The 24,286-nt window shown below is 71.0% G+C and carries 25 protein-coding genes; 17 read left to right on the top strand and 8 right to left on the bottom strand.

The annotated features are described in order from the left end of the window. Positions 1-99: 99 nt before the first annotated feature. Genes ASD23_RS15240 through fgd form a run of 4 tightly spaced genes read left to right on the top strand, consistent with a single transcriptional unit; the run spans position 100 to position 3,681 of the window. The gene (locus ASD23_RS15240) at positions 100-1,071 is read left to right on the top strand and encodes a TIGR03557 family F420-dependent LLM class oxidoreductase (protein WP_056013413.1); all 972 of its coding nucleotides are present in this window, start codon (positions 100-102) and stop codon (positions 1,069-1,071) included. After that, the gene (cofE, locus tag ASD23_RS15235) at positions 1,068-1,970 is read left to right on the top strand and encodes a coenzyme F420-0:L-glutamate ligase (protein WP_082571488.1); all 903 of its coding nucleotides are present in this window, start codon (positions 1,068-1,070) and stop codon (positions 1,968-1,970) included. The genes ASD23_RS15240 and cofE overlap by 4 nt, the downstream gene beginning before the upstream one ends. Further along, positions 1,967-2,659, top strand: a complete 693-nt coding sequence (cofC, locus tag ASD23_RS15230; RefSeq protein WP_056012381.1) for a 2-phospho-L-lactate guanylyltransferase — start codon at positions 1,967-1,969, stop codon at positions 2,657-2,659. Before cofE ends, cofC begins: the two co-directional genes overlap by 4 nt. Further along, positions 2,656-3,681 (top strand): glucose-6-phosphate dehydrogenase (coenzyme-F420), encoded by a 1,026-nt coding sequence (gene fgd, locus ASD23_RS15225; RefSeq protein WP_056012378.1) that lies wholly within the window; start codon positions 2,656-2,658, stop codon positions 3,679-3,681. The genes cofC and fgd overlap by 4 nt, the downstream gene beginning before the upstream one ends. 141 nt (positions 3,682-3,822) lie before the next feature. Here the strand turns inward: fgd and ggt are convergent, their stop codons facing one another. The 3 genes from ggt to ASD23_RS15210 all read right to left on the bottom strand — a co-directional run bounded on the left by ggt (position 3,823) and on the right by ASD23_RS15210 (position 7,020). Beyond that, on the bottom strand, positions 3,823-5,631 hold the full coding sequence (gene ggt, locus ASD23_RS15220; RefSeq protein ID WP_442854323.1) for a gamma-glutamyltransferase: 1,809 nt from the start codon (positions 5,629-5,631) through the stop codon (positions 3,823-3,825). Positions 5,632-5,770: 139 nt separating this feature from the next. Then, entirely contained in the window at positions 5,771-6,256 is a 486-nt protein-coding gene (locus ASD23_RS15215; RefSeq protein WP_056012372.1) for a hypothetical protein, read from the bottom strand. A gap of 107 nt (positions 6,257-6,363) precedes the next feature. Next, entirely contained in the window at positions 6,364-7,020 is a 657-nt protein-coding gene (locus ASD23_RS15210) for a pyridoxine/pyridoxamine 5'-phosphate oxidase (RefSeq protein WP_056012369.1), read from the bottom strand. 380 nt (positions 7,021-7,400) lie between these two features. Here ASD23_RS15210 and ASD23_RS18930 point away from each other — a divergent pair, with 380 nt between their 5' ends. After that, positions 7,401-7,544, top strand: coding sequence for a hypothetical protein (locus ASD23_RS18930; protein WP_157377111.1), 144 nt, complete (start codon positions 7,401-7,403; stop codon positions 7,542-7,544). 68 nt (positions 7,545-7,612) lie between these two features. Here the strand turns inward: ASD23_RS18930 and ASD23_RS15205 are convergent, their stop codons facing one another. Genes ASD23_RS15205 through ASD23_RS15195 form a run of 3 tightly spaced genes read right to left on the bottom strand, consistent with a single transcriptional unit; the run spans position 7,613 to position 10,688 of the window. Next, complete coding sequence (locus ASD23_RS15205) at positions 7,613-8,488, bottom strand: ATP-binding cassette domain-containing protein (RefSeq protein ID WP_235507763.1); 876 nt, start codon at positions 8,486-8,488, stop codon at positions 7,613-7,615. Further along, complete coding sequence (locus ASD23_RS15200; RefSeq protein ID WP_082571487.1) at positions 8,485-9,672, bottom strand: putative F420-0 ABC transporter permease subunit; 1,188 nt, start codon at positions 9,670-9,672, stop codon at positions 8,485-8,487. The genes ASD23_RS15205 and ASD23_RS15200 overlap by 4 nt, the downstream gene beginning before the upstream one ends. Next, positions 9,672-10,688, bottom strand: coding sequence for a putative F420-0 ABC transporter substrate-binding protein (locus ASD23_RS15195; RefSeq protein WP_056012358.1), 1,017 nt, complete (start codon positions 10,686-10,688; stop codon positions 9,672-9,674). The genes ASD23_RS15200 and ASD23_RS15195 overlap by 1 nt, the downstream gene beginning before the upstream one ends. A 229-nt stretch (positions 10,689-10,917) precedes the next feature. Here ASD23_RS15195 and ASD23_RS15190 point away from each other — a divergent pair, with 229 nt between their 5' ends. The 7 genes from ASD23_RS15190 (at position 10,918) to ASD23_RS15160 (ending at position 17,316) form a co-directional block, all read left to right on the top strand. Next, on the top strand, positions 10,918-11,868 hold the full coding sequence (locus ASD23_RS15190; protein WP_056012356.1) for an alpha/beta hydrolase: 951 nt from the start codon (positions 10,918-10,920) through the stop codon (positions 11,866-11,868). Beyond that, on the top strand, positions 11,865-13,277 hold the full coding sequence (locus ASD23_RS15185) for a dihydroorotase (RefSeq protein WP_082571486.1): 1,413 nt from the start codon (positions 11,865-11,867) through the stop codon (positions 13,275-13,277). Before ASD23_RS15190 ends, ASD23_RS15185 begins: the two co-directional genes overlap by 4 nt. A 2-nt stretch (positions 13,278-13,279) precedes the next feature. After that, a complete protein-coding gene (locus ASD23_RS15180) occupies positions 13,280-14,278 on the top strand; it encodes an LLM class flavin-dependent oxidoreductase (RefSeq protein WP_056012353.1) in 999 nt (332 codons plus the stop codon). Positions 14,279-14,405: 127 nt separating this feature from the next. Next, positions 14,406-15,236, top strand: coding sequence for an ABC transporter ATP-binding protein (locus ASD23_RS15175; protein WP_056012347.1), 831 nt, complete (start codon positions 14,406-14,408; stop codon positions 15,234-15,236). Next, positions 15,233-16,066 (top strand): ABC transporter permease, encoded by an 834-nt coding sequence (locus ASD23_RS15170; protein ID WP_056012344.1) that lies wholly within the window; start codon positions 15,233-15,235, stop codon positions 16,064-16,066. The genes ASD23_RS15175 and ASD23_RS15170 overlap by 4 nt, the downstream gene beginning before the upstream one ends. Beyond that, on the top strand, positions 16,063-16,902 hold the full coding sequence (locus tag ASD23_RS15165) for an ABC transporter permease (protein WP_056013407.1): 840 nt from the start codon (positions 16,063-16,065) through the stop codon (positions 16,900-16,902). Before ASD23_RS15170 ends, ASD23_RS15165 begins: the two co-directional genes overlap by 4 nt. A gap of 12 nt (positions 16,903-16,914) precedes the next feature. Further along, positions 16,915-17,316, top strand: coding sequence for a RidA family protein (locus ASD23_RS15160; RefSeq protein ID WP_056012341.1), 402 nt, complete (start codon positions 16,915-16,917; stop codon positions 17,314-17,316). 221 nt (positions 17,317-17,537) lie between these two features. Here the strand turns inward: ASD23_RS15160 and ASD23_RS15155 are convergent, their stop codons facing one another. After that, entirely contained in the window at positions 17,538-18,626 is a 1,089-nt protein-coding gene (locus ASD23_RS15155; RefSeq protein WP_056012337.1) for an ABC transporter substrate-binding protein, read from the bottom strand. Between the two features lie 233 nt (positions 18,627-18,859). On the opposite strand from ASD23_RS15155, the gene ASD23_RS15150 reads away from it, so the two are divergent. Genes ASD23_RS15150 through ASD23_RS15130 form a run of 5 tightly spaced genes read left to right on the top strand, consistent with a single transcriptional unit; the run spans position 18,860 to position 23,165 of the window. Next, a complete protein-coding gene (locus ASD23_RS15150; protein WP_056012334.1) occupies positions 18,860-19,906 on the top strand; it encodes an alcohol dehydrogenase catalytic domain-containing protein in 1,047 nt (348 codons plus the stop codon). Continuing rightward, positions 19,903-21,102, top strand: coding sequence for a CaiB/BaiF CoA transferase family protein (locus tag ASD23_RS15145; RefSeq protein ID WP_056012331.1), 1,200 nt, complete (start codon positions 19,903-19,905; stop codon positions 21,100-21,102). The genes ASD23_RS15150 and ASD23_RS15145 overlap by 4 nt, the downstream gene beginning before the upstream one ends. Beyond that, on the top strand, positions 21,099-21,962 hold the full coding sequence (locus ASD23_RS15140) for an amidohydrolase family protein (protein WP_056012328.1): 864 nt from the start codon (positions 21,099-21,101) through the stop codon (positions 21,960-21,962). The genes ASD23_RS15145 and ASD23_RS15140 overlap by 4 nt, the downstream gene beginning before the upstream one ends. 13 nt (positions 21,963-21,975) lie before the next feature. Further along, the gene (locus tag ASD23_RS15135) at positions 21,976-22,818 is read left to right on the top strand and encodes a hypothetical protein (protein WP_056012324.1); all 843 of its coding nucleotides are present in this window, start codon (positions 21,976-21,978) and stop codon (positions 22,816-22,818) included. Beyond that, positions 22,818-23,165, top strand: coding sequence for a hypothetical protein (locus ASD23_RS15130; protein WP_056012321.1), 348 nt, complete (start codon positions 22,818-22,820; stop codon positions 23,163-23,165). Before ASD23_RS15135 ends, ASD23_RS15130 begins: the two co-directional genes overlap by 1 nt. A 56-nt stretch (positions 23,166-23,221) precedes the next feature. On the opposite strand, the gene cofD is transcribed toward ASD23_RS15130, so the two are convergent. Next, positions 23,222-24,229 (bottom strand): 2-phospho-L-lactate transferase, encoded by a 1,008-nt coding sequence (gene cofD, locus ASD23_RS15125; RefSeq protein WP_056012318.1) that lies wholly within the window; start codon positions 24,227-24,229, stop codon positions 23,222-23,224. Between the last annotated feature and the right edge of the window lie 57 nt (positions 24,230-24,286).

Here is a 24,286-nt window from a genome sequence, read left to right as displayed (position 1 = left end):
AGCGTCCGCGACCGTGGGCACTCGAGGAGCCACCCGCATGACAGTGGGTGACGAACCCGTCAGGATGGAGGGGTGTCAGTGCACATCGGCTACGCCGCAATGCTCGAGCAGTTCCCCCCGACCGAGGCTGTAGCGCTCGCCGCGCTCGCCGAGCAGCACGGGTTCACGGGCGTCATGGCATCCGACCACTTCCAGCCGTGGGTGCCGCGGCAGGGCGAGTCGTCGTTCGTCTGGAGCGTGCTCGCCGCCATCGGCCAGCGCACGAGCGGAGATCTGGGTCCGGGGGTCACGACGCCGACGTTCCGCATGCACCCGGCCGTGGTCGCACAGGCGAGCGCGACGCTCGCCTCGATGTACCCGGGGCGGCACTGGCTCGGCATCGGGTCGGGCGAGGCGCTCAACGAGCACATCGTCGGCCAGTACTGGCCCGAGGCACCCGAACGCATCAACCGCATGTTCGAGGCCGTCGACATCATCAGGCGGCTGTTCGCGGGCTCGATCGCCGGCCGCGACGTGCGGCACGACGGCCCGAACTTCAAGCTCGAGTCGACGCGACTCTGGACCATGCCGCCGGTCGCGCCCGAGATCCTCGTCGCGACGGCCGGACCCGTGACGGCGCGCCGTGCCGGCAAGCACGTCGACGGCCTCATCACGACGAGTGCGCCGATCGACCGCGTCGCCCCGCTCCTCGCCCGATTCGCCGAGGGTGCGCGCGAGTCGGGGCGCGACGCGTCGAAGATGCCGAAGGTGCTGCAGCTCCATCTCTCCTGGGCTGCGACCGACGAGGAGGCCATGCGCAACGCGCTCGCCGAGTGGCCGATCGGCGGCCTCCGCTTCGGGCGCAGCGACATCCGCTCGCCGTTCGAGTTCGAGCAGATCGCGCGAACCGTGCGCCCAGAGGACTTCGACGGCCGCATGATCGTGTCGGCCGACACCGACGTGCACCGGGCGAACATCCAGCGCTACCTCGACCTCGGCTTCGACCGCATCTACCTCCACAACGTCGGTCGCAACCAGGCCGAGTGGATCGAGGTCTTCGGGCGCGACGTGCTGCCGGGGCTGCGCCGATGACGTCGCGCGCGCTCGGCGTGCGTGCGCTGCCGGGCATCCCCGAGATCGAAGCGGGCGACGACCTGGTCGCGCTCATCGCGGCCGCCGCAGCCGGCACGCTCGTCGACGGCGACATCCTCGTCGTCACCTCGAAGATCGTGTCGAAGGCCGAGGGGCGTGTCAACGTCGCCGCCGATCGAGAGCTCGCGATCACCGCCGAGACCGTGCGCATCGTCGCGACCCGCGAGCACGCGGGCGGCATGACCCGCATCGTCGAGAACCGCCTGGGCATCGTCGCGGCGGCGGCGGGCGTCGACGCGAGCAACACCGCCGTGGGCACGGTGCTGCTGCTGCCCGTCGATCCCGACGCCTCCGCCCGCGCCCTCGCCGCGGGCCTCCGTGAGCGCACCGGCGTCGAGGTCGGCGTCATCGTGAGCGACACGCTCGGCCGGCCATGGCGCGAGGGACAGACCGACGTCGCGATCGGCGCCGCTGGGGTGCGCGTGTTCGACGACCTGCGCGGCACCGTCGATGCATCCGGCGCAGCGCTCGCCGTCACCATGCCGTGCCTCGCCGACGAGCTCGCTGCAGCGGCCGACCTGGTCAAGGGCAAGACCAGCGGATGCCCCGTCGCCGTCGTCAGCGGCTTCGGCCATGTCGTCGGCGCCCTCGACCTGCCGGGCGCGCACTCGATCGTGCGCGCACCTGCCCTCGACCTCTTCCGGCTCGGCACCGATGAGGCGATCGCACTGGGCCGCGCCGAAGGGCGTGCCGCCGGGTACGACGCCGGTCGCGCAGCGGGTCACGCCGAGGGGTGGGCCGCCGGGTTCGCCGAAGGCCGTGCCTCCGCGTACGCCGAAGCGCTCGCGACCCGCCCGTCGCGCTCGACGCCGGCCGCGATGGATCGGGCGGGCACATGACGGGCTGGATCGTGGTGATCCCGGTGAAGGCGATCGGGCTCGCGAAGTCGCGGCTCGCCGGAGACGTCGCCCCCGAGACGCGTGCGGCACTCGCACGCGCCTTCGCCCTCGACACGATCGAGACCGCCGCGGCGTGCCCGGTCGTCGAGCAGGTCGTCGTCGTCGGTGACGAGCTCGAACTCGGCGCCCTGCTCGCGGGTCGGGCCGAGGTGGTCGACGAGGGGCCGCGCACCGGGCTGACCGCCGCCATCCGCCGCGGCATCGACCATGCACGGGCGGCCGGGCCGGTGCCGATCGCGGTGCTGCTCGGCGATCTGCCGGCGCTCACATCCGAGGCACTCGAAGCCGGCCTCGCCGCCGCTGCGAGGCATCCGCTCGCCTTCGTGCCCGACCTCGACGGAATGGGCACGACGCTCGCGACGGCCGGCGCCGGGCAGCCCTTCGAACCCGCCTTCGGCGACGGTTCGGCCGCCCGCCACGCCGCCGCCGGGTTCATCGACCTCACGCTCGCCGAGCCCGGATCGATCGGAACCGGACTCCGTCGCGACGTCGACACCATCGCGGCACTCGAGGCCGCGCTCGTCGAGGGGGTCGGCGTGTACACGGCCGCAGTCGTCGCCGGCCTCGCCGACGGCTCGTTGCCGCACGACCACCCAAACCAGGTTCGGAACAGAAAGGGAACACCGTGACGCTCACTCTCGGATACAAGGCCTCGGCGGAGCAGTTCGCGCCCCGCGAGCTCGTCGAAATCGCGGTCGCCGCCGAACAGCACGGCATGGAGTCGGTGTTCACGAGCGACCACTTCCAGCCCTGGCGGCACACCGGCGGCCATGCCCCGTTCTCGCTCGCCTGGGTGGCGGCGGTCGGTGAGCGCACCTCGACGATCAAGATCGGCACCTCGGTGCTGACGCCGACCTTCCGCTACAACCCGGCCGTGCTCGCCCAGGCGTTCGCAACGATGGGCGTGCTCTACCCGGGGCGCATCATCCTCGGCGTCGGCTCCGGCGAGGCGCTCAACGAGATCGCCACGGGCTTCCAGGGCGCCGGCGAGCAGGAGTGGCCCGAGTTCCGCGAGCGTTACGCACGCCTGCGCGAGTCGGTGCGCCTCATGCGCGCGCTCTGGAGCGAGGAGGGCCAGGTCAGCTTCGACGGCGAGTTCTACTCGACCCACGACGCCTCGATCTACGACCGGCCAGAGGGCGGCGTGCCGATCTACATCGCCGCCGGCGGCCCGCAGGTCGCGAAGTACGCCGGACGTGCGGGCGACGGCTTCATCTGCACGTCGGGCAAGGGCGCCGAGCTCTACGCCGACCAGCTCATGCCCGCAGTGAAGGAGGGCCTCGAGGCCCGCACCGACGGCCGCACGTTCGAGCAGTACGACCGCATGATCGAGATCAAGCTCTCGTACGAGGAAGACCTCGACACCGCCCTCGACAACACCCGATTCTGGTCGCCGCTCTCGCTCTCGAAGGAGCAGAAGCACGACATCACGGACCCCGTCGAGATGGAGCGGGCCGCCGACGCCCTGCCGATCGAGGAGATCGCGAAGCGCTGGATCGTCGGCACCGACCCAGACGCCGTCGTCGAGCAGATCGGCCAGTACATGGATTGGGGCTTCAACCACCTCGTCTTCCACGCTCCCGGACACGACCAGCGCCGGTTCCTGGAGCTCTTCGAGCGCGACCTCGCGCCGCGGCTGCGGGCGCGCTGATCGGTCGGGCGCGACCCGCCCATCGAGTAGGCCCGCCAGGGCTCATCCGCCGATCGAGTAGGCCCGCCAGGGCCGTATCGAGATCCCGCAACAGGTCTCGATACGCTCCTTCGTCGCTACTCGACCGGCGGGGGCGCCGGCTCACCGAGCCGGTTCGACCACCAGCCCCGTGCCGCCGCCTCGTCGGACCGGTTCGGCGACCGCGGTCATGAGCCCGTCGGCGTCGACCTCGATGGCCGCGACCGCACCGATCTCCGCGGGCGATCCGAAGGTGTGACCGTACGGCGTGAGCGCGGCGGCGTAGGCGTCGAGGAACGCCTGCTCTGCCGAGACGTTGACGGTGTTGCGCTGCGACGCCCGCGGGGCTGCGACCGCCTCGGGCATGGTCATGCCGAGGTCGATGCGGTTCATGAGCACCTGCGCCACGGTCGTGATGATCGTGGACCCGCCCGGCGAGCCGACCACGTAGCGCACGTCGCCGCCGTCGAGCACGATCGTCGGCGACATCGACGAGCGCGGGCGCTTGCCGGGTTCGACGGTGTTCGGATCCGCGGGGTTCGGCACGAAGTTGAAGTCGGTGAGCTCGTTGTTCAGGAGGAATCCGCGCCCCGGCACGGTCATGCCCGAGCCGCCCGTCTGCTCGATCGTGAGCGTGTAGGCGACGGCGTTGCCCCATTGGTCGACCACTGAGAGGTGCGTCGTCGAGATGTTCTCGGTGTCGACAGGGTCGGCCACGGCGGCGAGCTCGCATCCCGCCGCGTCGAGCGGTGCCGGCGCCACGGGCTTGACCGACGCGGCATCCGGATCGATCACGCAGGCGCGTGCATCGGCGAAGTCCTGGCTCAGCAGGGTCTCGGTGGGCACGTCGACGAAGGCGGGGTCGCCGACGTAGGCGTTGCGGTCGGCGAAGGCGTGCGCGGTGGCCTCGAGGTAGAGGTGCAGCGCCTGCGGCACCGATTCACCCGCGAGGTCGAAGTTCTCGAGGATGTTCAGCGATTCGCCGACCGTCGTGCCGCCCGACGACGACGGCGCCATGCCGTAGACGTCGAGTCCGCGGTAGGCCACGTGCGTGGGGTCCTGCTCGAGCACCTCGTACGCGGCGAGGTCCTCGGCGGTGAGGTAGCCGGGGTACGCGGGCAGGGTCGCCGCCGGATCGGTCTGCGGGTCCTGCGCGATGGCGGCGATCTCGTCGGCGAGGGAGCCCTCGTAGAAGACATCGGTGCCGTGCACCGCGATCTCCCGGAGCGTCTTCGCGAGGTCGGGGTTCTTGAAGGTCGACCCGACCACCGGCGGCGCGCCGTTCGGCAGGAACAGCTCGGCGGTCGCTGGGAACGCCGCGAACCGAGCAGCGTTCGCGGCCGTCTGCTGCGCGAATGTCTCGTCGACCCGGAATCCGCGGGTGGCGAGCAGGATCGAGGGCTTCAGCATCTCGTGCAGCGACTCGGTGCCGAACCGGTCGAGCGCGGCCTCCCAGGTCGCGAGCGTGCCCGGCACGCCGACCGAGAGTCCGGACGAGACGGCGGCGGCGAAGGGGTAGGGCTGGCCCGTCGCGGGGTCGATGAACGCGTCGGTCGGCATCGTCGCGGGTGCGGTCTCGCGCCCGTCGATCGTGGTGACCTCGCCGGACTCGGCGTCGAAGTACACGAGGTACCCGCCGCCGCCGATGCCGGCGCTGTAGGGCTCGGTGACGCCGAGGGCGGCGGCCGTGGCCACGGCCGCGTCGACGGCGTTCCCGCCCTTGCGCAGCACTTCGAGGCCCGCGGCGCTCGCCTCGGCGTCGACGGATGACACGGCGCCGCCGTACCCCGCCGAGGTCGACGGTGCGGGTGGTGCCGGCCGCCCGGCCGCGTACAGGCCCGCGGGTGCGAGCGCGGATGGCGGCGCCGCGGAGGCCGGAGCGGCTGCGGCGAGAGCTCCGACCGTGAGCGTGGCGGCGAGTGCTGCGCTCATGCGGCGAAGCGCGGAGCGGCGAACGACGTTGACCATTTGGGACCCCCCGAATCGGGTACAACCTGGTGGATGCCCTCACCGTAGACCTCCCCACCGCGGGCGGCAACGGGTTGAGGTGATCCGCGTCGCCCCCTGCCGGTCAGCGCAGCCCGGGTCGGTTCACGCTCGGCGGCAGCGCGCAGTAGTCGTAGAAGAACCGGCTCGGTGCCGCGTCGTCGGTGACGTCGACGATGACGGATGCCCCGGAGTGCGGCAGTTCGTCGCCGGCCATGAGCCACACCGAGAAGTGCCAGATACCGCGCACGGCATCGTCGAGCAGGCCCCGCCCGTCGACGACGAGCACCGAGTCGTCGGATGCCCCGGGCATGGTACCTGCACGGAACGGTTCGACGACCTCGGTGCGGAGGGAGGTCTCGTCGACGGGGCCGACGGATGCACGTACCACCGTCTGTCCGCGTGCGGTCAGCGCGGACGCGAGGTCGTCGGCGAAACCGGCGGCATCGGCCGTCGCCGCGGCGTCGACCGCGAAGAGCCGGCGCCCGCGGGAGGCATGGTGCAGGAACTCCTCGGCGATGCCGTCGAGAAGTTGGTCGCGGGGCTGCGCCTCGTAGGCCGTTCGCGTCATCCCTTCAGGCTACGCGTCCGCGGAGGGGACTGGCCTGGCCGTCTTCACGCGCAATTGGTTGCGAGTCGAGCCCGCTGAACGTGTGTGCTGCGAGATGGCTCGGTCGTTCACGCCCAGAGCTGCCGTCGTTCCCATCCGGACTCGGTTCGCTCGTACCGCAACCTCAGGTGGTTTCGGCTGGGATCGCCTTGCCAGAACTCGACGCTCGCGGGCCGGACACGCCACACGGTCCACTCCGTCGACGTGAGGCCGGGTTCCGACTCGAGTCGTGCGAGGTTGCCCGCGACGATGCGGTCTCGTTCCTCGAGGTCGAGGAGGGGTGCGCTCTGGCGGCCTGCCAGGGCGATCGCCTTCGCCGCCGGGTTGCGGGCGATGAAATCCGAGGCGGACTCGGCTGGGGTCGCTCGCTCGGCGAGACCTCGTACGCGAACGGATCGGGCCAGCGGCGACCAGTAGAACGTGAGCGCGACATGCGGGTTGGCATCGATTTGCTTGCCTTTCGCCGACTCGTCTCCGGTGGCGATCTCGAACGACCCGTCTGCGGTCACGTCCTTGAGCACGAGGATGCGAGCATCCGGTCGCCCTTCGCGGTCGACGGTCGACAGGGTGAGCGCGTGCGGCTCGGAGACCTCTGCAGCGAGCGCGGTGTCCAGCCAGTCGACGAACAGTTCCTGCGGTTCATCAGGCGCGGTCAGCGGATCGAAGCGCGGCGGCTTGCCCACGATCGAGGGTGTGCTTCGGAGGCGGTCGCGGAGTGTCGTCATTGTCCCAGCTTCGCACCGGCCTGCGAGATGGATTGGAGATTGATCGAGGTGTGGCATTCGACACGCTGCTGCCGTGGTCGACCGCCGGCGTTCTTGCCGAGGTTCTCCGGATCGCCTCGCCCGCCCGCCCGCCCGCGTGCCTGCGCGCGACCGGCGTGTCCCAGTACGGCGCTCAGCCCCGCGTCCTCCCGGGGCAACGCGCGCCCGGGTCTGGGCGCCGGGACGAGCAGTTGTGGTGGAGAGCCCCGGTACTTCGGTACTTCGGTACTTCGGTACCGGCATCGTCGAGGACAACCCACCCGGCTGGGACTCCACACGACCAGAGGCGCCGTCGGCTCCGAAGCCGACGTCGCAGGCCGATCGCGCCCTATGCTCACCGCATGGACTTCTTGCTGTGGGGCATCGCGCTGTGCGTCTTCTTCGGCGGTATCAGCGTCATCGGAGCGCTGCGCCGGATCGCGGACGCGACCGAGGAGATCGCACGCAACACGCGCGAGCGTGCAGAGGCCGACGCGCCGCAGTAGGTCCGCCGGCGCCCGGCATCCGGCTCGCTCGACATCCGACTCGCCCGGCATCCGGCTCGCCCGGTGCGTCAGGTGCGCGGGTCGAGCGCGACCTCGGGCGTGCGCGCCGACGAGACGCCCGAGTAGGCGATGATCGGCCGCCCCGTCGAGGGGTGCGCGAGCACCTCGGCCTCGACACCCCAGACGTCGCGGATGAGCCCGGGCTCGAGTACCTCGGCCGGGTTTCCGGCTGCCACGACCCGGCCGCCGTCGAGCACGATCACGTGGTCCGCGTACGCGGCCGCGAGCCCGAGGTCGTGCAGCGCAGCGAGCACCGTGCGCCCCGACCCGGCAAGGGTGCGGAGCAGCTCGAGGCTCGTGAGCTGGGCGCGCACGTCGAGGTGGTTGGTCGGTTCGTCGAGCAGCAGCAGTTCGGGCTCCTGCGCGAGCGCCCTCGCAAGGTTCACCCGCTGGCGTTCGCCGCCCGAGAGCGTCGCGTACTCGCGCGCGGCGAGCGGTTCAAGGCCGAGCACCGCGAGCGATTCGGCGACGACGGCATGATCGCGGTCGCCGAGGCCCGACCACGGCCCGAGGTGCGGGGTGCGGCCGAGTGCGACGACCTCGTGCACGCGCAGCTCGGGGGCCTCGTGCGTCTCCTGCTCGGCGAGCGCGATGCGGCGCGCCCGGTCGCGGCGGCGCAGCGCGGCGAGGTCGTGTCCGGCGAAGGCGAGCGCACCGGCATCCGCTCGCTCGATGCCCGCGATGAGGTGCAGCAGGGTGGACTTGCCGGCGCCGTTCGGGCCGAGCAGCGCGCCGAGGGCGCCTGCGGGCACGGTGACGTCGACCTCGTCGACGACGAGCCGGCCGGTGCGCGAGAAGCGCACGCGCGAGAGATCGAGGCCGTCGGTCATGAGACCCTCCGTCGCATCAGGAGCAGGGCGAGTGCGCTCGGTCCCGTCGGTCATGAGACCCTCCGTCGCATCAGGAGCAGGGCGAACACCGGCCCGCCGACGAGCGCCGTGATGATGCCGACGGGCAGCTCGCGGGGGTCGAAGAGCGTGCGCGCGGCGGTGTCGGCCCAGACCAGGAACAGTGCGCCAGCGAGTGCCGAGAGCGGCAGCAGTGCGCGATGGCGCGAACCCACGAGCAGGCGCACGCCGTGCGGCAGGATCAGGCCGACGAACCCGATCGATCCGCTCACGGCGACGAGCGCGCCGGTGAGCAGGGCGGTTCCGCCGAGCAGCAGCAGCCGGCTGCGCCCCACGTGCACGCCGAGAGCGGATGCCGCGGCATCGCCGAACGCGAACGCGTCGAGGGTGCGCGCACTCGCGATGAGCGGGATGCCGATGGCGACGAGCGCCCCGCCCGCGATCGCAACCGAGACCCAGTCGGTGCCGGCGAGCGAGCCGAGCAGCCAGTTGAGGATCTCGCGGTAGCTGTCGCCCGTGGCGCTCCAGAAGATGACGAGGCTCGTGATGGCGCCGAACATCGACGAGACGGCGAGACCGGCCAGCACGGTGCGCGTGGGGGAGAGGCCGCCGCCCGAGCCGCGCGCCGAGCCACGCCCCGCGGCGCCCGCGAGGGCGAGCGTTGCGACGAGGGCGACGAGCGCCCCGGCGAACGCGGCGAACGGCAGGAGCAGGCCGACGCCGAGCACGATCACGATGACGGCGCCGACCGAGGCGCCCGAGGAGAGCCCGAGCAGGTAGGGGTCGGCGAGCGGGTTGCGGGTCAGCGCCTGCATCACGGCACCGCAGAGCGCGAGACCGGCGCCGACCGCGGCGGCGGTGAGCACCCGGGGCATCCGGAGCTCCCACACGATGCCGTCGCGGAGCGGGCTGAGGGTCGGCTCGCCGATGCCGAGGTGCGCCAGGATGCTAGCGACGACGTCGGACGGGGCGAGCCCGGCCGGTCCGATGGTGACGGCTGCGACGACGGAGGCCGCGAGCGCGGCACCGAGTGCGACGGCCCACGCCGCCGTGCGACCGCGCCCTGTCGCCGGTCGAGTAGGGCGCTTTGCGCCCGCCCCGTCCGCCGGTCGAGGAGGGCGCTCTGCGCCCGTATCGAGACCCCGCGGCCCGATGCTCGGAGCTGTGGTCTCGATACGCTCGCTGGCGCTCGCTCCTCGACCGACGGGGGTGCGGGACATCAGCCGAGGGCTCCGAGCTGGTCGACGAGCGACGCGACGGCGCCGACGTTGCGCACGCCGGCCTCGGTCGCCGGGAAGTCGACGACGAGGTAGCGCTGCTCCTGCACGGCGGGCAGCGCGGCGGTCGCGGCGTTCGACTCGAGGTGCGCGATCTTCTGCTCGGCGGTGTTCCACGCGGCGTCGACGAGCACGATGACGTCGGGGTTCGCGGCGACGATCGCCTCCCAGCCCATCGAGGTCCACGTGTCCTCGACGTCGGCCGCGATGTTCTCGAGGCCCGCGGCCTGCATGATCATCTGCGGTGCGCCGATACCGGCGCCGACGAACGGCGTCTCGTCGCCCGAGCTGTACCAGAGGGCGGTGAGGCCATCGGCGTTCGGCTCGATCGCGTCGAGCTCGGCGCGCTGCTCCGTGACGAGGTCGGCCGCGGCATCCGGAACGCCGAAGATGTCGCCGGCCTCCTCGAACTCGCGGAAGACCTCGTCGAAGGTGAGCGGGTTCGGCATGTAGCCCTCGCCCTTGCACGCGGCGGGTGCGACGTACGTCGCGACGCCGAGCTTCGCGAGCGTCTCGCGATCGCCGGCGCCCTCGGCGGAGAGGTTGGACTCCCACCCGGCGAAGACGAGGTCGGGCTCGGCCGCGAGCGTCGCCTCCTGCGACGGCACCTTCTCGGAGAGCGCTTCGATGCCCGACGCGGCGTCGGCGTAGGCGTCGGGAACGGGGCCGTCGCTGAACGCCGAGCCGACGACGCGGTCTTCGAGCCCGAGGGCGAGCAGCAGTTCGAGCGTCGACGACTTGATCGTCACGACGCGCTCGGGCGCTGCCGCGAAGGTCACCTCGGTGCCGCAGTTGTCGATCGTGAGCGGGAACGCGGCGGTCGCCGGGTCGGATGCCTCGGGCGGGGCGTCGGCCGTCGACGTGCTGGCGCAGCCGGCGAGGAGCAGGGCGGCGACGGCGGGGGCGAGCGCCGCCATGGCGAGGCGTGCGTTGTGTCGAGGGGTGGGCTGAACGGGCATGAGGCCTCCGGGTTGCGTGCGAATGGATCCGACATGGTCGGCGACACACGGCCCAATCCCGGGCCATCACGACCGGTGAAAGCACACCGGCGGTCGCCATCATCCTAGGCCCGGGAGCTCCCGGAACTCAATACTGGATTCTGGATCCAAAATAGGTCATGATCTCCGTAGCGGGCTACGGCTCGCGAATCGCAATGAGGCATTCACAACCCGAGAGGACCCGCGAGACATGCAGACGACGCCGGTCGAGTTCTACAGCGAAGGGGACCGCATCGCCGCGCTCTGGCGCACGCCCGATGCCCCCGGCCCCTTCCGCGCCATCGTCCAGGGGCCCGGATGGCTCGGCTTGAAGGACGCCAAGCTCTACGTGCGCTACCACGAGGCGCTCGTCGCAGCCGGCTTCGCCGTGCTCGTCTTCGACTACCGCGGCTTCGGCGACTCCGGCGGCGACCGCGGCGTGCTCTCGCCGGCGCGCCAGCTGCAGGACCTCGTGAACGCGGTCACCTACCTGACCACCCGCGACGATGTCATCGCCGACGCGATCGGCACCTTCGGCACCGGCGGCACAGGTGGCGGCAACGCCGTGCTGCTCGCAGGCGCCGATCCTCGCGTCAAGGCCGCCGTGAGCCAGGTGCCCGTCGCCGACGGCACCGACTGGCTGCACCGCATGCGCCAGGAGCACGAATGGCTCGCCTTCCTCGCGAGCCTCGACGAGGACCGCAGGCTCAGGGTCGCCACCGGCGCCGGCCGCCTCGTGCACCCGCGCGAGGAGATCATGGTGCCGACGCCCGAGCGCCGGGCGACGACGATCAAGGCCGACGTCGACGATCGCATCCCCAGCGCGATCTCGCTCTCGAGCGCCGAGGAGATCCTCGCCTACCGCCCGATCGACGCCGCGAGCCGCCTCACCACGCCGCTCCTCGTGATCGGCGTCGAGGGTGACGCGACCACGCCCACCGACCACGCCGAGGCGCTGTACGCCGCCGCGAAGGGCCCCAAGCAGCTGATCATGCAGCGGCACACCACCCACTACGCGGCCTACGACCGCTACTGGGAGCAGACCACCCCGCGCATCGTCGACTGGTTCGACCGCCACGTGCAGCCGAGCGACGTCGAGATCCGCACCACCGCCGCGCCCGGCCAGGGCGAGACCGAAGAACGCCTGGAGGCACCGCAGTGAGCATCGACCTGAGAATCATCGGCGGCACCGTCGTCACCCCGAGCGGCCCCGTCGCCGGAGACCTGCTCGTGCACGACGGCCGCATCGCCGGCATCGTGGCGAGCGACGTGGACGTCGCGAGCGATCGCACCATCGACGCATCCGGCCGCCTCGTGCTGCCCGGCATGGTCGACGTGCACGTGCACACCCGCGAGCCCGGGTACGAGCACAAGGACGACATCCTCACGACGACCCGCCAGGCCGCCGCGGGCGGCGTGACGACGATCTTCGGCATGCCGAACCTGAAGCCGCCGACGGTCGACGTCGCGAGCCTCACCGACGTCTTCGAGCGGTACGCCTCGTCGTCGATCGTCGACTGGAACCACAACCCCGCGCCCACGAAGTTCGACGAGATCGAGCCGATGGCGGCGATGGGCATCAACGCCTTCAAGATCTACATGGTCGTCGACACCGGCCGCACCTACCCGCACCCCGCGGGCACCGGCATCCACGACCACGGCCACCTGCTGCAGATCATGGACCGCATCGCGACGACCGGGAAGCGCTTCATCGTGCACCCGCACGACCAGGCGCTCATGGACTACATCGAGGGCGAGGTGCTGGCCCGCGGCGACAACACGCCCCAGGGGTACGCCTCGGCGTACGCCGCTCGCGAGGGCGTCATCTGGGACACGGCCATCGACGTCGTGCTGCGGCTCGCCGAGGCATCCGGATGCCCCGTGCACATCGCCCACATCCAGACCCGCCGCTCGATCGAGGCCGTGCGCCGCGCGAAGGCCGCCGGCGTCGACGTGACGTGCGAGGTGAACCACTGGGCGCCGTTCCTCTCCACCTGGCACGACGTCGAGACCCTCGGCCCGTACGCGCTCAGCTACTGGGTGCCCGACGATAACCGGGCCGCCATCTGGGAGGGCATGCGCGACGGCACGATCGACGTCGCGAGCTCCGACCACGCGCCGCACACGCGCGAGGAGAAGGAGATCGGCTGGACCGAGATGTGGAGCGCCCACACCGGCACGCCCGGCATCCAGTACTACTACGAGCTCATGCTCGACGCCGTGAACCGCGGTGAGCTCGACCTCGAGCGCGTCGTCGAGATGGTGGCCGAGGTGCCGGCCGAGAAGTTCGGCCTCGGCGGCGTGAAGGGCGCGCTCAGCGTCGGCGCCGACGCCGACATCGTGATCGCCGACCTGGCGCACGAGTGGACCATCACCGACGACGACGTGCTGTCGAAGATCGGCTGGACCCCCTACAACGGCCGCACCATCAGCGCCCGCATCGAGCGCACGCTCGTGCGCGGCCACGACGTCTACGCCGACGGCATCGTCGTCGGCGAGCCCGGTTTCGGGAAGCTCGCGGCCGCTCCGGCCGCACGATCGGCCGAACTGGCCGCAACAGAAGGGAACTGACCATGAAATTCGGTCTGCTGCTGCCGCACTTCGGCGAAGAGGCGAGCAAGGAGAAGCTGCTCGAAGGCTCCAAGCGAGCCGAGGAGCTCGGATTCGATTCGGTCTGGGTGCGCGACCACCTCGTCTTCGAACCGCACGGCGAGATGGAGAAGCCCAACCGCACGTTCTACGACGCGCTCACGACGCTCACGGCGATCGGCGCGGTCACCGACAAGATCGAGCTCGGCACCGGGTCGCTCATCCCGTTCCGACACCCGCTCGTCACCGCGCTCATGGCCGGCACCATGACCCAGCTGCTCGGCCCGCGCCTCATCCTCGGATTCGGCGCCGGCACCTTCGACCACGAGTTCGAGGCCATCGGATGGGGCGACATGGACCGCGTCGAGATGGTGCGCTCGAACGCCGAGATCCTGAAGCGCGTGTTCACCGAGAACGACGTCACCTACGACGACGGCATCTTCTCGTTCGAGAACGTCACCATCGAGCCCAAGCCCGTCGGGGGCCGCGTGCCGTTCTGGTACTGCGGCGCGACACCCCGCTCGGCCCGCCTCGCCGCCGAGTATGCCGACGGCTGGATGCCCGGCCGCATCTCGCTCGCCTCGATCGAGAAGCGCATGGGCGTGATGCGAGAGATGACGGATGCCTCGGGCCGCCCGATGCCGACCGTCGGCGTGATCCCGCCCACCTCGATCGAGGAGACGCGCGAGGAGGCGCTGAAGGACGTCAACGTCCCCGGCCTACTCGCGTGGGCCAACAAGGCCAAGTTCGCCGTCAAGCCGCCGTCGGGCGTGTTCGAGACCGTCGAGGATCTCGAGGGCCAGCTCATCGTCGGCAATCCCGACGAGGCCGTCGAGGAGGTCAGGAAGTTCCAGGCGACCGGCGTCGACCACCTCGTCTTCGACTTCCGCTTCAAGTTCGACCGCTTCTTCGAGCAGATCGAACTCCTCGGCAACGAGGTGCTGCCGAAGCTGCGGGAGCCCGCACTGACGTCGGTCGAGTAGCGAGCGAAGCGAGCGTATCGAGACCACGCTCCAAGGGTCTCGATACGCTCCGCTACTCGACCGGCGGAGGGGCTTCGCTCCTCGACCGGCGAAGATATCGACACGAAACCTCAACGAGGAGGAGCGAATGACGACGACCATCGAACCGCGCGGGCGCGAGGCATCCGCACCACTCATCTCGGTGCGGGACCTGTCGGTGACCTACCACGTGGCCCGCACCGGCAAGACCCTCACCGCGATCGAGGGGGTGGACCTCGACGTGCACGAGGGCGAGTTCGTCACGGTGCTCGGCCCGTCGGGATGCGGCAAGACGACGTTCATGAACGTCGTAGCAGGCCTCGTGAAGCCGAGTTCGGGCACCGTGCTCGTCGGCGGCGAGCCCATCACGGGCCCGGGCCCCGATCGCGCCGTGGTGTTCCAGGACTACGCGCTGCTGCCGTGGCGCACCGTCTTCGACAACGTGCGGTTCGGTCTCGAGATGCAGAAGGGGCTCAAGGGTCCCGGATGGCGCGACCGCGTGCAGGAGGCGGTGGAGCTCGTCGGCCTGGCCGGATTCGAGTCCTCGTACCCGCGCGAGCTCTCGGGCGGCATGCAGCAGCGCGTCGGCCTCGCCCGCGCGATCGTGGCCCAGCCGCGGATCCTGCTCATGGACGAGCCCCTCGGCGCGGTCGACGCCCTCACGCGCGAGGTCATGCGCGACGAGATCGAGAAGCTCATCGCCGCGACCGGCAAGACGGTGCTGTTCATCACCCACTCGATCGAGGAGGCCATCCTCCTCGGCGACCGGATCGTGGTGTTCAAGAGCCACCCCGGCGCGATCAAGGAGGTCATCGAGACACGGCTCGAGCGGCCGCGGTCCGAGCGGAGCGTGCAGTCCGACCCGCGCTTCCTCGAGCTGCGCGACCACCTGTGGGATGCCCTGCAGGGCGAGGCGACGGCGGCGGCGGTCTCGAAATGAGCGCCTTCCTCGCCAGCGGACCGAACCTCGGTCGCGGCGGCATCGGCGCGTGGCTCGCCGGGCTGAGCGCGGCGGGCAAGGCCGGCGTGCTCGCGATCGAGGTCGTCGTGATGCTGGTCATCTGGCAGCTCGTGGTCGGGGTGTTCGGCTGGATCAACCCGGTCTTCTTCCCGCCGCCCCTCGCGATCGCGCAGGGGTTCGGCGAGCTCGTCGCGAGCGGAACGCTGGCGGCGAACCTCGCGATCTCGCTGCAGGCGTGGCTCACGGGGTTCGTGATCGCCGTCGTCGTCGGCATCCCGGTCGGGCTCCTCATGGGCGCCTCGCTACCCGTCGACCGGGTGGTCGGACCGATCGCGTGGACGATCTACGCGACGCCCACGATCGCCTACCAGCCGCTCGCCAAGGCGTGGTTCGGATTCGGCATCGGCCCGGTCGTCTTCCTCGTGGCGATCAGCGCGATGTTCCCGATCCTCCTGAACATCGCCGCGGGCATGCGCACGACGAACGCCTCGATCATCCGGGCCGGCCGCGTCTACGGCGCGAGCCGGCTGCGGCTCTACCGTTCGGTGTACCTGCCGTCGACCGTGCCGTTCCTCTTCGCGGGACTCCGCCAAGCGGTCGTGCTTGCGACGATCGGCATGGTGGTCGCCGAGATGGCCGGGTCCTCGGCCGGCATCGGCGCGGTCATCATCCGCGCCGCGAACACCTATCAGACCGACCAGGCCTTCGCCGCGATCGCGATCGTGGTGGTCTGGAGCGTCAGCATGACCCAGGTGGTGACCCTCGTCGAACGCTGGGTCGCCCCGTGGACGAGGAAGGGCCGCCGATGAGCGTCACCTCCGCGACCGGCACCATGCGCATCGTGCGCCCGCGCCGCCTCGTGCGTCGAGGGGAGGCGAAGTGGACCCTGGTGCTGCTCGGCGTGATCGCCGCGATCCTCCTCATCTGGGAGGCGGCGGTCAGCTGGCTGCACCTCGTTCCCGAGGCATTCCTCCCGCCGCCCACTGCGGTCTTCGCCGCCTTCCTCGAACTGCTCGTGGACCCCGAGTTCTGGAACGCGTTCTGGTACAGCCTGCAGAACCTCGCGATCGGCCTCGTGCTCGCGATCGTGGTGGGCGTCGTGGTCGGCCTCGCGGTCGGGTGGTCGCCGGTGCTCCGCTTCACGGTGGCTCCGTTCCTCTGGCTGCTCTACTCGACGCCGAAGGTGGCGCTCGCGCCGCTCTTCATCCTCGTGCTCGGGCTCGGCAGCGAATCCAAGATCGCCCTCGTGTTCCTCCTCGCGGTCTTCCCGATCATCCTCAACACGATGGAGGGTGCCGTCACGGTCAACACCTCGCTCGTGAACGCGGGCCGGGTGTACGGCGTCAACGGCATCGCGCTCGGCTGGAAGGTCATCTTCCCGGCGACGCTGCCGTACAGCCTCGCCGGCATCCAGCGCGGCGCAGCGCTCGGATTCACGGGAGAGGTGCTCGGCGAGTTCCTCGGCGGCACGGGCGGGCTCGGCCACATGCTCGAGTTCGCGGCGTACCAGTTCGAGATGGCCGAGGCGATCGCCATGGTCATCGTCATGGTCATCATCGCGAACCTCACCCTCGGCCTCATCTCGGTGCTGCGCAAGCGTCTCGCGCCCTGGTACGACGACAAGACCGTGGCAGGAGCCTCGTAGAACGGAGCAGCAATGCAGAAGCAGGTCATCGTGCCCGAGGGCGTCTACCCGCCGACGGCGGACTTCAGCCAGGCCATCCGGGTCTCCGGGGGCGACCTCGTCTTCGTGAGCGGCATCATCGGCATGCGACCGGATGGCTCGATGCCCGCGTCGACCGTCGAGCAGGTCGAGCTCGCGTTCGCGAACCTCGCGACGGTGCTCGCCGCCGCCGGCGCCGCGCCGAGCGACGTCGTGAAGGTCAACGTGTTCGTGCGCGACGACTTCCAGGTGCTCCGCGACGAGCTGCGCGAGATCCGCGCGCGGTACTTCACGCACGACTTCCCGGTGTCGACGCTCGTGCAGGTCGTCGGCTTCGCCGGGCCCGACTACTGGTTCGAGATCGAGGCGATCGCCGCGGTGGCGTCGCCCGGGTGATCTCGCCGGCACGACCGCCGGCCCCCGTCTCATGCGCGATGACGGGGGCCGGCTTCTTCTGGTTCTCGTGGCCACCGATTTCGCTCGGGTGCCACGGTTCTTCGGTGGCATGCAGGAGGGCCCCCGGCCGTCATGCGCTGCGGCCGTGTGGAGTCGGTCCCGAGGCATGCGAAAGGCCCCCGGCCGTCATGCGCTGCGGCGGGGGCCCTCTGCGGTGCCGGTCAGTTGCCGGGGTACTCGAGCGTCGTCGGTCCTTCGTTGGTCATGCCGAGGAGCTCCTGCGCCTTCAGCAGGTACACGAGCTGGGAGTCGTCGAACTCGATCGGCTGCAGCTCCTGCGTCTCGACGGTCGTGTCCCAGGCCTCTGCGTCGAACGTGAGGTTGGGGCAGGCCAGGTGCCCGTCGAGCACCCACGGACTGTCGAGCGTGCGAAGCGCCTCGACGTCGAAGTCGTTCGCCTCGTAGATGTCGAGCACCGAGTCGAGGTTCTCGGGCACCTCGCCGGCCGCGGGAGCGAGCATGTAGTCGGTCGCCCTGATCGTCGCGCGAAGGAACCGCACGAGCGAGTTCGGGTTCTCCGACACCCAGCCGTCGCCGGCGACCTGCACGTCGTTCGCCCAGTTGCGGAGCGACTCGACGATGATGTTCGCACCGTGCTCCTCGAGCGCGGGCCGGTCGTCGCCGTAGAACGGCTGGAGCGAGATCTTGTCGTTCACGAAGAACTCGGTCCACGACTCGGATCCGGGTCCGGGGTACACGACCTCGACCGCGACGGTGTCGAGGTCCCAGCCCTCCTCCTTCAGCACGCGCTTGCGCTGGAACTCGGCGGGGTCTCCAGGCGTGCCGGCGAGCACGACCGACGTGCCCTCGAGGTCGGCGACCTCCGTCACGTCGCTCTGGGCGGCGAAGTCGAAGTTCTGGCGACAGTAGTGGCCGCCGACCAGGTCGATCTCGACGCCGCCGCGGATCGCCTCGATGACGGTGCCGGTGGAGTCGACGCCGATGTCGGCGCTGCCGCTCGCGACGGCGGCGGTGACGTTGTCGGCGGTGATGACCTCGACGGTGAGGCCCTCCTCCTCGTAGTACCCGAGGTCCGTCGCGAGCACGTACATCGAGTACATGGTGATGTCGGGGAAGGGGATGGCCACCGTGATCTCGGTGTCCTCCGGGGCACCCGGCTCGCCCTCGGCGAGGGTGACGGGCTCGTTGTCGGCGGTGGCCCCGTCCGTCGCGGCACAACCGGCGAGCAGCGTGAACGCTGCCAGTCCGGCGGCCGCTGCGAGGCCGTATCGTCGGATGGATCTGCGCATGACTCTCCATTCTTGGCGGGATGACTCGCGTCGGCTCCCGCGGAGCGATGGGCGCCTCACGCGAATTGATGGATACGGTATCCAATTTGCGTCACGGAGTCCATGCTTTTCTTCCCGGGGCGCTAACGCGACGATGGGAATGAGTAGCCGCTGGACGCCGGACGCAATTTTGGATACCGTATCCAGAAGTTGCGGCGCCGCTGCTGCAACCCACGAATGAATCGAGGCAGCAGGTGCGCGCAGCTCTCCTCACCGCCCACGGACCCGGCGGGCTCGCCGCCGCGAACGCGAACGCCCCGGTCGCAGCCGCGGGCGAGGTGCTCGTGCGCGTCGAGACGGTCGGCGTCAACCAGCTCGACCGGAACGTCATGGCCGGGCGCGGGCCGGGCGCTGCTGCCAGGCTGCCGCGGATCCTCGGCCTCGATCCGGCGGGAGTCATCGTCGCGGTGGGCGACGGAGTCGACCGGGCCCGCATCGGCGATCACGTCGTCGTCAAGCCCAACATCCCCTGCGGTCGGTGCGCGAGGTGCCTCGCGGGCAACGAGGCCGACTGCCCCGCCCAGACCGTCGTCGGGGTGCACCGCGACGGCGGCGCGGCCGAGTTCGTCGCCGTGCCCGCCGCGAGCGCCTTCGATCGCGGCGGCATCCCCGCCGAGCTCGCCACGGCCGCCGTGCACAGCCTGCCCATCGTGATCAACGCCTTCGACGCCGTCGACGTCTCGCCCGCCGACCGGGTGCTCGTCACGGGAGCCGGCGGCACGCTCGGCCAGGTGGCCGTGGCCTACGCCCACCACCTCGGCGCCCGAGTGATCGCGGCGTCCCGACGCCGGGTGCCGGTGCCCGAGGGCGTGCGCAGCGTCGTCGTGAAGGACGCGGGCGACCTCCCGAGGGGCGTCACTGCGTTGGAGCCCGACGGCGTCGACGTGGTGATCGACGTCGGCGGCAACGGCCCGATGCTCGGCGCGGCGATCGAGGTGCTCGCCTGGGGCGGTCGCGCGGCGTTCTGCGCGGCATCCGTCGACCCTCGTTTCGAGGTCGACATGCTCTCGTTCTACCTGCGCCGCAAGCGGATCGTCGGTGTCGCGAGCGCCGACTACGCGCAGGTGCGGCGAGCGCTCGCGCTCGTCGCGTCAGGCGCGGTCGTGCCGCGCATCGGCGCCCGGTACCCCCTCGATCGCATCGTCGACGCCTACCGCGAGTTCGGCACGTCCCCGCCCGGCAAGGTGATCATCGAGGTCGCCGACCCGGCGCACCCGACCCCAGAGGAGCTGTACACATGAGCCAGGAACCCACCGGCGCGACCGGGGGAGGCCCGCTCCGCGGCATCCGCGTCGTCGAACTCGGCCAGTACATCTCCGGCCCGTACGCCGCCAAGCTGCTGGCGGATCTCGGCGCCGAGGTCGTGAAGGTCGAGTCGCCCGAGGGCGACCCGATGCGCCGATGGGAGGGAAGCGGCACGATGAGCCCGCAGTTCTCCGCCTACAACCGCGGCAAGCGCGCCGTGACCCTCGACCTGAAGACGCCCGAGGGGCTCGCCGAGCTGTTCGAGCTCGCGCGCACCGCCGACGTGCTCATCGAGAACTTCCGGCCGGGGGTGGCGACCCGGCTCGGCTTCGGCCCCGACGTGCTGCGCGAGCTGAACCCCGGCATCATCACCTGCTCGATCACGGGGTTCGGCGCCGACGGTCCGTACGCGAAGCGACCCGCGTACGACACGGTCATCTCCGCGGTCGGCGCGATGTACAGCCAGGTCGTGCCCGCCGAGACGCTGCGCCCGCTCGGGCCCGCGTTCTCCGACCTGCTGTCGGGCATGTCCGCGTCGCAGGCCGTGCTCGCGGCGCTCCACGCGCGGAGCACGCGCGCCGGATTCGGCGAGCCGCGCATCGGCGAGCACCTCGAGGTGTCGATGGTCGGCGCGCTCGTCGACTTCCTCACCGAGGCGGCCTCGACCTATCTCGAGACCGGTCAGGTCGCCGGCCCGGATTCGCGCCCGCGACGTGCACAGGCGTACGCGTGCGTCGGGTCCGACGGCCGCGCGTTCGTCATCCACATGTCGGTGCCCGAGAAGTTCTGGACCGGCCTCGTCGCCGTGCTGGAGCATCCGGAGCTCGCCGTCGACCCGCGGTTCGCGACCCGCGAGGCTCGCGTGCGCAACTACGACCAGTTCGACGCGGAGCTGAAGGCCATCACGGCGCGGATGCCGCGGCAGCACTGGCTCGACCGACTCGCCGACGCCGACATCCCGCACGGCCCGCTGAACACCGTGGCCGACCTGTTCGACGACCCGCAGGTCGCCTCGATGCGACTCGTCGAGGAGATCTCCGGGCCCGACGGCGAGGCGCTGCGCGTGCCCGTGCCGAGCACGCGCTTCCACCGCAGCGGCCGCCCGGTGCTCCGCGCCGCACCGCAGCTCGGCGCCGACAACGGGGCGCTGCTCGGCGGCCTCGCCACCACCTCCGAAGGAGCCACCGCATGAGCGCCATCGACGACCTCGTCGCCATCGACGTGCACACGCACCCGCAGACCGAGGAGTTCCTCGCGGCGATGGGCCAGCGCCACCAGCAGATGGCGAAGCACTTCGGCCGTGAGCGCCCCGTGGTCAGCTTTGCGGAGCAGGCCGACCAGTACCGCGAGCGCAAGATGATGGCGGTCATCGTCAACTCCGACTCCGAGACGACGTCGGGCATCAAGGGCGCACCGAACGACCTGCTCGGCAAGGCCCAGGTCGACCACCCCGACGTGTTCCTCTCGTTCGCAGGCATCGACCCGTGGAAGGGCGAGGCCGCGATCGCCGAGATCCGGCGCATGCACGCCGAGTACGGCATCAAGGGCGTCGGCGAGCTGAACCCGTCGCGTCAGCGGTTCCTCGCGAACGACCGGCGCTTCTTCCCGATCTGGGAGACGTGCGCCGAGCTCGGGCTCGTGGTCATGTTCCACTCGGGATTCCCCGGCGCGGGCGCCGGAACCCCGGGCGGCGGCGGTTATCGCCTCGAGAACGCGAAGCCCGTGCCGTACATCGACGACGTCGCCGCGGAGTTCCCCGAGCTGAAGATCATCAGCGCGCACCCGGCCTGGCCGTGGCACCTCGAGAACCTCGCGATGGTGTGGCACAAGTCGAACGTCTACCTCGACCTGTCGGGCTGGGCGCCGAAGTACCTGCCGCCCGAGGTCGTGCGCTACGCCGACTCGCTCATCACCGACCGCGTGCTCTTCGGCTCCGACTGGCCGGTCATGACGCCCGACCGGTGGATGCGCGAGTTCGACGAACTGCCGTTCAAGCCCGAGTCGCGGCAGAAGATCCTGCTCGACAACGCCCGCACGCTCTTCGGGCTCTGAGAGAGGCAGGCACATGGCGAACCTCGTGATGGCGGCCGCCACGCCGCACAACCCGCTGCTCTGGCGCGCGATGCGGGACCCGATGCCCGACGACCTCGCCGGCGTCGCGGCGAACTTCGAGCGGTTCCGGCAGGCGTTCGACGAGCACGACGTCGACGTCGTCGTCGTGATCGGCACGGACCACCTCCGCCAGTTCTCGTACGACAACTCGCCGGCCTTCGCCGTCGGTAAGGCCGACGGCTACCACGGTACGTGGGAGAACGAGGTGCGCACCTTCGGCATGGAGTACGTCGAGCTCATCGGTCATCGTGCGCTCGCCGACCAGATCACCGGGCGGCAGGTGCAGCCCGACGCCATCGACTTCTCCGTGAGCCTGGAGTGGCGTCTCGACCACAGCTTCGTGATCCCGCTGCAGTACGTGCGGCCCGAGCTCGATGTGCCGATCGTGCCGATCCACACGAACGCCTCGATGCCGCCCGTGCCCTCGGTGCGCCGGTTCATCTCGCTCGGCGAGCATGTGCGCGCGTCGGTCGAGGCGTGGGAGTCCGATGCGCGGGTGGCGATCCTGACCTCCGGTCACATGGCCAATGACGTCGGCGGGCCGCGAACCTTCGCGGGGTCGCCGGATCCCGCCTTCGACGAGGCCGCCGCGGGCTGGATGCGCGACGGCGACCTCGGCGGGGCGATCCGCGTCTGCAGCGATTTCGACCGCATCACCGAGGCCGGGTGCATGACCTACCAGTACCTCAACGCCGTCGCCGCGCTCGCGGCGATGGGCGGCAGGGCCGCGGACTTCGCCGACGTCACCGAGTCGAGGTTCGCCTCGAGCCCGTTCTTCCTCTGGAGGACCCGCTGATGAGCAGGTACATGATCGACAAGTTCATGCGCTTCGTCGAGTTGAGCGACGCGGAGGTCGCGGCGTACGTCGCGGATCCGCCGGGATACGTCGAGCGATGGCTCGGCGGCGGCGCGACCCCGGTGCGGGCGAGCGACGACCGGGTGCTCACCGACGAGGAGCGTGCGGCGTTCGGCGCGCGCGACTTCGAGGCGCTGTACGTGCTCGGCGCCCACCCGTACCTCTTGTGGCACTTCACCGAGGCCGTCCATGCGCACGAGTTCGCGCCGGGCTCGGGATGGCGGGAGCTCGTCGAGCGCTATCGCGCGGCCGTCTCGCCGCACGGGGTCGTCGACTACATCCCCTGAGCAGCGGCGCTGCCGGCGCTGCCGGCGTCGTTGGCGTCGGCGTCGCTCGCGGGTGGTCAGCCCCGCGCGGCCTGCGCGAGGTCGAGCGCTGCACCGGCGAGGTCGGCCGAGGTGTCGAGGTCGCGCATCCAGAGGGGCACGGATGCCGCGGTGAGCCCGAGCCCCTCGAGCGACGCGAGCGCAGCGGCATCCGCTTCGTCGACGAGCCAGCCGTCGAGCAGGCCGCCCGTCGATCGTGAGCCGTAGTGCCGGCCGACCGCTTCGGCGCTCGTCTCGACGCCGATGACGGGCAGGCACGCGTCGGCCATGCCGCGCACGACCTTGCCGCCGATGATCGGCGAGACGCCGACGACCGGCGCCGAGGTCTCGGCGAGCGCCTCGCGGATGCCGGGGACGGCGAGGATCGTGCCGATCGAGACGACCGGGTTCGACGGGGCGATGAGCACGACGTCGGCGCCCAGGATCGCCTCGACGACACCGGGAGCCGGGCGGGCCGACGCGATGTTGCGCTGGCGGAATTCGATCGCGGGCAGCGTGGCGCGGTATCGGGTCCACCACTCCTGGAAGTGCATCTCGCGCTCGCCGTCGAGCTGGTCGGGGTCGGCGACGAGCACGTCGGTGTCGACCTCGGTGTCGGTCGCCGGCAGCAGGTGCACGCCGAGCGGCCAGCGCTGCTGCAGGCGGCGCGCCACCTGAGACGGCGTCGCGCCCTCGCGGAGCCACGCCGTGCGCGCCAGGTGCGTGCCGAGGTCGAGATCGCCGAGCGTGAACCACGGCCAGCCGACGCCCCACTCGCGGAGTTCGGCGGCGACGCGTTCGCTCTCGCCCGCCCGGCCCCAGCCGCGCTCGGTGTCGTTGACGCCGGCGAGCGAGTAAAGGAGCGAGTCGAAGTCGGGCATGAGGCGCACGCCCGCCAGCCAGATGTCGTCGCCCGTGTTGACGACGACGGTGACGGATGCCTCGGTGCCCCCGTCGCCATCGGGCCAGCGCCGCGCGCACTCCTCGCGCACGCCGCGCACGAAGCGCGAGCCTCCGACTCCGCCTGCGAGCACCGTGATCTGCACCGTCCAACCCTATGGCCGCCGGTCGCATCGTTCGGGACCACTCGTGTCGCGCGGGAC

The organism is Agromyces sp. Root1464, assembly GCF_001427265.1.
Lineage (GTDB): Bacteria > Actinomycetota > Actinomycetes > Actinomycetales > Microbacteriaceae > Agromyces > Agromyces fucosus.
This window is presented reverse-complemented; position numbering and strand designations above follow the sequence as displayed.

Excerpts from the sequence above, each read along its gene's own strand:
- ggt (WP_442854323.1), bottom strand. The coding sequence starts at position 5,631 with ATGAGCGCAGCACTCGCCGCCACGCTCACGGTCGGAGCTCTCGCCGCA.
- ASD23_RS15180 (WP_056012353.1), top strand. The coding sequence starts at position 13,280 with ATGAAATTCGGTCTGCTGCTGCCGCACTTCGGCGAAGAGGCGAGCAAG.
- cofE (WP_082571488.1), top strand. The coding sequence starts at position 1,068 with ATGACGTCGCGCGCGCTCGGCGTGCGTGCGCTGCCGGGCATCCCCGAG.
- ASD23_RS15160 (WP_056012341.1), top strand. The coding sequence starts at position 16,915 with ATGCAGAAGCAGGTCATCGTGCCCGAGGGCGTCTACCCGCCGACGGCG.
- ASD23_RS15155 (WP_056012337.1), bottom strand. The coding sequence starts at position 18,626 with ATGCGCAGATCCATCCGACGATACGGCCTCGCAGCGGCCGCCGGACTG.
- ASD23_RS15175 (WP_056012347.1), top strand. The coding sequence starts at position 14,406 with ATGACGACGACCATCGAACCGCGCGGGCGCGAGGCATCCGCACCACTC.
- ASD23_RS15145 (WP_056012331.1), top strand. The coding sequence starts at position 19,903 with ATGAGCCAGGAACCCACCGGCGCGACCGGGGGAGGCCCGCTCCGCGGC.
- ASD23_RS15205 (WP_235507763.1), bottom strand. The coding sequence starts at position 8,488 with ATGACCGACGGGACCGAGCGCACTCGCCCTGCTCCTGATGCGACGGAG.
- ASD23_RS15130 (WP_056012321.1), top strand. The coding sequence starts at position 22,818 with ATGAGCAGGTACATGATCGACAAGTTCATGCGCTTCGTCGAGTTGAGC.
- ASD23_RS15215 (WP_056012372.1), bottom strand. The coding sequence starts at position 6,256 with ATGACGCGAACGGCCTACGAGGCGCAGCCCCGCGACCAACTTCTCGAC.
- ASD23_RS15190 (WP_056012356.1), top strand. The coding sequence starts at position 10,918 with ATGCAGACGACGCCGGTCGAGTTCTACAGCGAAGGGGACCGCATCGCC.
- ASD23_RS15135 (WP_056012324.1), top strand. The coding sequence starts at position 21,976 with ATGGCGAACCTCGTGATGGCGGCCGCCACGCCGCACAACCCGCTGCTC.
- ASD23_RS15200 (WP_082571487.1), bottom strand. The coding sequence starts at position 9,672 with ATGTCCCGCACCCCCGTCGGTCGAGGAGCGAGCGCCAGCGAGCGTATC.
- ASD23_RS18930 (WP_157377111.1), top strand. The coding sequence starts at position 7,401 with ATGGACTTCTTGCTGTGGGGCATCGCGCTGTGCGTCTTCTTCGGCGGT.
- cofC (WP_056012381.1), top strand. The coding sequence starts at position 1,967 with ATGACGGGCTGGATCGTGGTGATCCCGGTGAAGGCGATCGGGCTCGCG.
- ASD23_RS15240 (WP_056013413.1), top strand. The coding sequence starts at position 100 with ATGCTCGAGCAGTTCCCCCCGACCGAGGCTGTAGCGCTCGCCGCGCTC.
- ASD23_RS15140 (WP_056012328.1), top strand. The coding sequence starts at position 21,099 with ATGAGCGCCATCGACGACCTCGTCGCCATCGACGTGCACACGCACCCG.
- ASD23_RS15195 (WP_056012358.1), bottom strand. The coding sequence starts at position 10,688 with ATGCCCGTTCAGCCCACCCCTCGACACAACGCACGCCTCGCCATGGCG.
- ASD23_RS15165 (WP_056013407.1), top strand. The coding sequence starts at position 16,063 with ATGAGCGTCACCTCCGCGACCGGCACCATGCGCATCGTGCGCCCGCGC.
- ASD23_RS15210 (WP_056012369.1), bottom strand. The coding sequence starts at position 7,020 with ATGACGACACTCCGCGACCGCCTCCGAAGCACACCCTCGATCGTGGGC.
- ASD23_RS15170 (WP_056012344.1), top strand. The coding sequence starts at position 15,233 with ATGAGCGCCTTCCTCGCCAGCGGACCGAACCTCGGTCGCGGCGGCATC.